This window comes from Modestobacter sp. KNN46-3 (assembly GCF_011039295.1).
In genome coordinates, this window is record NZ_JAAKGN010000206.1 from 1 (window position 1) to 6791 (window position 6791).

6 protein-coding genes are annotated in these 6791 nt (G+C 75.3%); 2 read left to right on the forward strand and 4 right to left on the reverse strand.

The window, feature by feature from the left end:
- The coding region (locus tag G5C62_RS24490; protein WP_241176112.1) for a class I SAM-dependent methyltransferase at nucleotides 1-760 on the reverse strand (760 nt) is incomplete at its 3' end.
- Nucleotides 757-1800, reverse strand: coding sequence for a methylenetetrahydrofolate reductase C-terminal domain-containing protein (locus tag G5C62_RS24495; protein ID WP_241176113.1), 1044 nt, complete (start codon nucleotides 1798-1800; stop codon nucleotides 757-759). The genes G5C62_RS24490 and G5C62_RS24495, both read right to left, overlap by 4 nt.
- A gap of 134 nt (nucleotides 1801-1934) precedes the next feature.
- Here G5C62_RS24495 and G5C62_RS24500 point away from each other — a divergent pair, with 134 nt between their 5' ends.
- The gene (locus G5C62_RS24500) at nucleotides 1935-2972 is read left to right on the forward strand and encodes an ATP-binding protein (protein ID WP_164703060.1); all 1038 of its coding nucleotides are present in this window, start codon (nucleotides 1935-1937) and stop codon (nucleotides 2970-2972) included.
- A gap of 78 nt (nucleotides 2973-3050) precedes the next feature.
- Here G5C62_RS24500 and idi read toward each other — a convergent pair whose 3' ends face one another.
- The gene (gene idi, locus G5C62_RS24505) at nucleotides 3051-3602 is read right to left on the reverse strand and encodes an isopentenyl-diphosphate Delta-isomerase (protein ID WP_164703061.1); all 552 of its coding nucleotides are present in this window, start codon (nucleotides 3600-3602) and stop codon (nucleotides 3051-3053) included.
- A gap of 150 nt (nucleotides 3603-3752) precedes the next feature.
- On the opposite strand from idi, the gene G5C62_RS24510 reads away from it, so the two are divergent.
- Nucleotides 3753-6317: an EAL domain-containing protein gene (locus G5C62_RS24510; protein WP_164703062.1), complete on the forward strand. Its 2565-nt coding sequence runs from the start codon at nucleotides 3753-3755 to the stop codon at nucleotides 6315-6317.
- Nucleotides 6318-6367: 50 nt separating this feature from the next.
- On the opposite strand, the gene G5C62_RS24515 is transcribed toward G5C62_RS24510, so the two are convergent.
- Nucleotides 6368-6791, reverse strand: a 424-nt coding sequence (locus G5C62_RS24515) for a DUF2267 domain-containing protein (protein WP_206330841.1), incomplete at its 5' end; no start/stop codon positions are given.

A 6791-nucleotide genomic window follows, 5' to 3' on the forward strand; every position in this document is an offset into this window, starting at 1 on the left:
TGCGGACGGCGGTGAGCAGCCGGGGCCGCAGTGCGCCGGAGCCCAGCAGACGGCCGACCCGGCCGGACTGCTCCTCCGCCTGCGCCCACGCCGGGTGGTCCCCGTGCCGACGCCGGACCTCGGCCTCGACCGCGTCGGCCCGCCGCTGCCACTCCGGCGGGCTGTCGCCGAGATCGGCATCCGCCGTGCCGGTGACCGCGAAGCCTGCCTGGGCCAGCAGGGCGTCGACCTCCGCGGGGCTCGGGAAGCTGTTGCCCTCCGGCAGCGGCGGCGGCAGCGGCGCCTCGGCCACGAACACCAGCAGTCCGAGCCGGCCGCCGGGCACCAGCACGCGGGCCAGCTCGGCGAGCATCGCCGGCTTCTCCTCGGTGGTGCACAGCACGCCGAGGGCCCAGGCGGCGTCGAAGGAGGCGTCGGCGAGCGGCAGCCCCTGGGACAGCGCCACCACCGACGGCAGCCCGAACAGCGCGCGGCTGGCGTGCACAGCCTCGGCCATCGGCTCGACGCAGACCGCTCGCACCCCCCGGTCGGCCGCCAGCCAGCCGGCCGGCCCGCCGACCCCGGCACCGGCGTCGAGCACCCGGTCCCCGGCGCGGAGGGCCAGCGTGTCGGCGAGCCAGCGCAGCGCACCTTCGCTGCCGCTGCCCCGACAGCCGGCCGGCACGGCGTGCTCCGGCCCGAGCGCGCGCACCGCCTCCTCGGTCCAGCCGGCCACCGTGCCGAACTCCGACTCCATCGCCTCGCTGGCGATCTCGCTCACGTGCCCTCCCGGATCCTGGTGGCCACCTCGGCCTTGACTGCTGCGGCCGCGGCCGGTCCGCCGGCGGACGCCAGCCCGGACAGGTTGACCCCCACCACGCCCGGCACGGCGAGCAGGGCCCGGGCCTCCCCGACCGCGGCCTCGATGCCGGCGGCCACCGGGTCGGGGGCGGCGAGCACCCGCTCGACGGCCGCGTCGTCGAGGTGCAGGCCGGGGAAGGCCTGGAGCACCCGCGCCGAGCGCTCGTCGGTGTAGACGGCGACCGAGGCGAGGAACGGCAGGGTCGCCCCCGCCGCCCGGGCGGCGGCGGTGAAGGCGGCGAGCCGGGCCGGGCCGGCCACGTGGTTGAGCACGCACAGCCGGGCGCCGGCGCGCTCCTTCTCGGCCACTCGCTGCGGGCGCAGCGGCACCGGCGGCGCGTCCGGGGACTCCGGCACCGCCGCGGTCAGCCCGGCCGCAGCAGCCAGCGCGGCGAGCCGGGTGCCGTCGAGGTCGAACACCGAGCTGACGCCGGGCCGCACGCCCGGACCGCGGCCGTCGCCGGTCACGCAGAGCACCCCGTCGACCCCCACCGCGGCCAGGCCCGCGAGCTCCTGCTCCAGCACCACGCGGTTGCGGTCCCGGCAGGCCAGCGTCGTCCACGGCCGGCCGCCGGCGGCCAGCACCTCCTGGGCCATCAGCGTGGGCGGGAGGTCGGGCCGGTTCTGGTGCTCCCCGACCAGCAGTCCGTCGCTGACCGGCGCCAGCGCGGCCACGACGGCCCGCACCGAGGCCGGGTCGAACGGGCGCACCGTGAGGTCGGTGAGGACGACCGGGCCGGTCCGCGCCCGGTCCAGCAAGCCGCCCGGCGGAGGCAGCGGCGCCGACGGTGTCGGGTCGGTCCAGCGTGGCAAGGGCGGGGCCAGGAAGACGCAGGGATGCGGCGCCAGCTCACAGCCGCCGTCGTCGCGCACCCCGCCGCAGGGCCCGAAGACCATCCGCTTGGGGCAACCGGGGCGTTCCTCGGCCTGGATGGGGCTCCCCTGCTCCGCTGCGCCCACTCCTGGTCGCTGACCCGACGCACACCGGTCGAAACCCTGAGCGGCCGCTGTGTGTCCCGCAGGCATCGATGTGTCCCGATCACCGTCTCCGGGCACTGGGGGCTGAGTCGGAGAAGACGACGAGGAGGTGACCCGTGACGCAGCGCGACGAAGAGCACCAGACGTCCCAGCACCAGCGGGTCGAACACCAGGGAGTCGAACACCAGGGAGTCGAACACCAGGGAGTCGAACACCAGGGGTACCGGCACGTGGGGCACGTGCTCCAGCCGGGCGAGGACCTGACCCGGGTGGTGGCCCCGGTGCTCCGGCAGGCCCTGGCCGCCGGGGAGCCGGTGGTGATCGCCTGCCCCGAGAAGGTGGCGAGTGCGCTGGTGACCGCACTGCGGGAGGCCGGGGACGTGCACGTCGCCCCGACCCAGCCGGTCGACGGCCGGCCACCGGCCGTCCTCGCGGCGATCGCCGGGCTGGTCGACGAGTGCGCCCCGGGGGCGGGCCGCCGCCTGCACCTGGTGACCGGGCCCGGCGGACCGGACGCCGATCCGGCGGTGTGGCTGCAGACCGAGGCCCTGGTGAACCACGTGCTCGCCGAGCGCCCGGTCGACCACATCTGCCTGCTCGGTCCGCCGGTCGAGGGCGGCCCGGACGTCGACGCCATCGCCCGGGCCACCCACCCATGGCTGTTGACCGAGGAGGGCGTGGTCCGCAGCCCGGACTTCCGGGCGCCCGACGAGCTCCTCCGCGAGGTGCTGCGCGCCACCGTCCCCGACCCGCTGGAGGAGACCGAGCCCACGCTGGCCATGGTCGACCTCGAGGACATGCGGGCGCTGCGCCGGGCACTGAACCGGGTGCTGGCCGACAGCGCCCTGTCCGCGGACGCCGCGCAGGACTTCGTGCTGGCCATCGACGAGGTCACCGCGAACGCCTCCGAGCACGGCGTGCCCCCGGTCGACGTGCGGCTGTGGTGCACGCCCGAGCGGCTGCTGTGCGCGGTCACCGACCGGGGCACGGCCTTCGACGACCCGCTGGTGGGCTACGGACCGGCGCACGGGGACATGGGGGTCGGCGGGATGGGCCTGTGGCTGGCCCGCCGCTCGGTCGACAGCCTGACCGCGTCGCCGGCCGACGACTCCGGCGACGGCTGCACCGTCCGCCTGGTCGTCAACGCCTGCTGACAGCCCCGCTCCGGAGGCTCACCCCCGCTCGCACGGGCCGGGCCTCCGGAGAGGGGCTGCGCAGCGTGGGCGTCGCGGTCACCCGGCGACGGGGAGCAGCCCGGCGGCCTCGATGAGGCGGGCCTGCTCGCGACACCAGGGCGACCAGGCGTCGTACTGCTGGGTCTCCTGCCGGGCGCGGAAGGTGTGCCAGTCCAGCACCTCCCACTCCCCCACCTCGCTGGGCTCGGGTGCCGGCGTGCCGGTGAACCGGCCGACGTAGACCGGACAGATCTCGTTCTCCACGACGCCCCGGAACTCGGCCCGGTAGCGGTAGGAGGGCAGCGCCGGGCGCAGATCGGCCACGTCGAGCCCGAGCTCGTACCGGGCACGTCGGGCGATCGCCTGCAGGTCGTCCTCACCCGGCCCCGGGTGCCCGCAGACCGTGTTGGTCCACATCCCCGGGAAGGTGGCCTTCTCCGCCGCTCTGCGGGTGACCAGCAGCCGGCCGTCGTCGGCGAAGAGGTAGGCGGAGAACGCGCGGTGCAACGGCGTCTCGCCGGTGTGCACCAACGGCTTCAGCATGGTGCCGATCTCCGCCCCGTCCTCGTCGACCAGCACGATCAGCTCTGCCGTCGGGGATGCCACCACGCCCCCATGATCCCCGACGCGGGCCCATCGCGCGCAGAGGACCGACGATCAAGATGGACTCGGACGGGTGAGAGGGCGTCGTCACGCACAGCGATCGTCTGCAGACTCTTGGGCGTCACCATGGCCGGCGACCCGAGAGGACCAGCACGGATGAGCAGCACCACGACGGCGACCGTCGCCCTCCCCGACGGAGCCCTCCAGGTCGCGCTCTCCGCCGACCTGGCCCGCACCGACGCCGGCGGCATCCTCCGTGAGCTCGCGCAGCCCGTCCACCGGGTGCCCGGGGGCGCGACGATGGCCTCGGTCGACGCGCTGTTCCGGCGCGATGCCTCCCTCCGCTGGGTCGTCGTCGACGGGCCCGGTGACCCGGTGCTGGTCAGCCGATCGTGGTTCGAGCTGTCCATGACCGGCCGGTTGGGTTACGGCCGGCTGTTGCAGCAGCGCCGCCGGGTGCGGGACGCCGCACCACCGGAGACGCTGCGGTATCCCGCCGACTGCCCCGTCGCCCGCGCGGCCGCGGCCGTCATCCACCGGCGCTCCGGCGGCGAGGACCTGCTCGACGGCGTGCTGGTCTCCTGGCCCGACGGCCGGCTGGGCGTCGCCCCGGTGACCGCCGTCTTCGAACAGCTCGCCCAGGAGTACGCCCACCAGGCCCTGCACGACCCCCTCACCGGGCTGCCGAACCGGCTGTTCCTGCTCGAGCGGCTGCGGCAGGCCGTCTGCCCGGGGTCCTCCGCCGTGCTGTTCGTCATCGACCTGGACCGGTTCAAGGACGTCAACGACCATCTCGGCCACGCGGCCGGTGACGACGTGCTGACCGAGTTCGCGCATCGGCTGCGCACCGTCGCCCGCAGCGAGGACCTGGTGGTCCGGCTCAGCGGCGACGAGTTCGCCCTGCTGACGCCGGCGCTGACCACCGCGCAGAGCACCGCGCTGGCGGAGCGGATCGTGCTGACCGCGGCGGCGCCGTTCGTCGTCCTCCCGCGCGGCGCCCACCGGGACGCCGAACAGCTGGCCAGCCTCGGGGCGAGCGTCGGGGTGGCCAGCTGCTCGATGGAGGTGCGCTCGCCGGACGAGCTGCTGCACCGGGCCGACCTGGCGATGTTCCGGGCCAAGTCGCTGGGCCGGGGCCGGGTGGCCCACTTCGACACCGCGCTGCTGGAGGACGCCGAGACCACCGACGCGGTGCGCGCCCGGCACCGGATGGAGCGGCGGCTGCGGCTGGCCATCGAGTCGCGCTCGCTGTCCCTGCACTACCAGCCGGTCGTCACCCTGCCCTCCGGCCAGGTGACCGGGGTGGAGGCGCTGGCCCGCTGGGAGGACGACGAGCTGGGCAGGGTGGCCCCCGACCAGTTCATCCCGCTCGCCGAGCGGACCGGCCTGGTCGTCGACCTGGGGCGCTGGGTGCTGCAGACCGCCTGCCGGGAGGCCGCTTCGTGGCCGGCCGGCCCCTCCGGGGTGCCCCCGACCGTCGCCGTCAACGTCTCCCCGGTGCAACTGGCCCAGCGGGGCTTCATCGACGACGTGACCCGGGCGCTGGCCGACAGCGGGCTGGCCCCGGACCGGCTGTGCCTGGAGATCACCGAGACCGCGGCGATCACCGACCTGACCGCCACCGCGGCGCGGCTGAGCCAGGTGCGCGACCTGGGCGTGCGGCTGGCCCTGGACGACTTCGGCGCCGGGCACTCCGCGCTGACGCTGCTGCGCGCCCTGCCGGTGCACCTGGTCAAGATCGACCGCTCGTTCATCGAGCGGGTGGCCAGTGACACCGCCGACGCGGTGCTGGTCCGGCTGGTCATCGAGGCGGCGCACAGCCTGGGCCGCCGGGTCTGCGCCGAGGGCGTCGAGACCGCCGAGCAGGCCCAGCAGCTGGTCTCGATGGGCTGCGACTCGGCGCAGGGCTGGCTGTTCGGCCGCCCTGAGCCGGCCTCGCCCCGGCTCGCCGGACTGCTCACCTCCCGCACCCTGGCCGAACCGCTGGCCAGCGACGCCGTGCTGCCGCTGGGCGGCAACGACGAACTGGTCCTGGTGACCACCCCGGAGCGGGTCATCACCTACGCCTCGGCCAGCAGCGGGTCGATCCTCGGCTGGCTGCCGCAGGAGCTGGTCGGCAGGTCCGTCGCCGACTTCTTCCACCCCGACGACCTCGCACGGGTCCGCACGGACCGGGAGCTCGCTGCCCGGTACAGCGCCGGCCTCGGGGTGCACCGGGTGCTGCACCGGGACGGCAGCGTCCGCTGGCTGGAGAGCGACACCCGACGGCTGGCCGCCGACGACGGCACCGTGCGTGAGGTGCTCTCGGTCTCCCGGGACGTGACCGCCACGGTCGAGGCGCGGCGCGACCTGGCCGACAGCGAACTGATGTTCCGGCACGCCTTCGACGACGCCCCGATCGGCATGACCCTGACCCGGATGGACGGCTCGCTGGTACGGGTGAACAAGGCGTTCGCGGCGCTGCTGGGGAGCACGACCGAGGCGCTCGCCGCCCGCCGCGTCCAGGACCTGACCCCGGCCGACGGCCAGGCGGCGGTCGGTGCGCTGTTCACCGAGTTCATCGGCGTCACCGAGCTCTCCACCCGCTTCCGGCACGCCGACGGCACCGAGGTGCCGGTGCTGGTGCGCGTCTCGGTGGTCCGGGACCAGGCCGGGGAACCGACGTCGGTCTTCTCCCACGTGCTGCCCGAGTCCGCGCCGGCCACCGTCCCCGCTGCGTGATCCGAGATCACAGCGGGCGGTGAGCCAGGCCGCCGACGGGGGCTGCCCGGTCAGTGCTGGGCGTTCTCCGTGTGCGTCAGGTCGCCGTAGTCGGCGGGCAGCTGGTCGAGCACGTGCAGGTACTCCGCCCCCACCGCCTCCCGCAGCGCTGCGGTGACCGCGCGGGCGTGCTGACGTGCCTGCTCGGGGGTACAGCCGCGGCCCTCCGCTTCGGCCACCCGGCGGTAGAACTCCGCCAGGTCGAACCGCTCGACCGACCCGTCGGTCGGGACTGCGTCGGCCAGCTCACCCGGCAACTGCGCCGCCAGGTCGGCCGCCTCGGTGGACAACCGCTGGCCCAGCACCATGAGGGTCGACCGGACCGCCTGCACGGCGTGCTCGTGGTCGGGGATGCGGGCGGACTGCTGCACGGCGGACACGAACTCGTGTTCCTGCATCGTTCCTCCTCGTTCCTCCTCGTTCCTCCTCGTTCCT